At 50.4% G+C, this 550-nt stretch carries 1 protein-coding gene and 1 pseudogene; both read right to left on the bottom strand.

Annotated features, from left to right (window positions below):
- Positions 1–224 (bottom strand): annotated as a pseudogene (locus FDW88_RS01975) (IS3 family transposase); the annotation flags it as partial.
- Between the two features lie 12 nt (positions 225–236).
- Positions 237–550: IS30 family transposase (locus FDW88_RS01970; protein ID WP_256372512.1), on the bottom strand; the 314-nt coding region annotated here is incomplete at its 5' end.

Genomic DNA, 550 nt, shown 5'->3' with positions numbered 1-550 from the left:
TGGATTTTGCGATAACCATAGACGCATCCCGATTCCAGCCAGAACTGTTTAATCTGTCCTGTCAGTCTCAGGTCTGCCTGATGGCGTTGTGAATGCGGCTGCTGAAGCCAGGCGTAAAAACCACTAGGATGAACATCCAGCACCCGACAGAGCAGGCGAACAGGCCAGCAACAGGAGTTGTCACGGATAAAGGCGTACCTCAGTCGGACAGCTTTGCGAAGTACGCCGCTGTGAGTTCAACAGGTGGATGCAACACATTGGTTAAAACGCTCTGCGGGTGATTCATAGTCTAGCGTTTTTCTTGGCCTCTCGTTGAGCTGCCTGGCAACACTGTTTAGTCTTTGCTGGCTGTGAACTGATAAGTCAGTTCCTTTTGGAAAATACTGTCTGAGTAATCTGTTTGTATTTTCATTTGAGCCGCGTTGCCAGGGAGATTGAGGATCGCAGAAGTAAACCTGAATATCTGTGGCTACGGTCGTGGGGGCAGTCCAATGGGAAAAAAACGCTCCCGGACGGGAGCATAAGCCAGTGACTTCGGCGTCAAATGAGG

The sequence above is a fragment of the Citrobacter sp. wls829 genome, from assembly GCF_005280825.1.
GTDB lineage: Bacteria > Pseudomonadota > Gammaproteobacteria > Enterobacterales > Enterobacteriaceae > Citrobacter > Citrobacter gillenii.
Note: the sequence above shows the minus strand (reverse complement) of the source record. Positions and strands in the feature narration are given on the sequence as shown.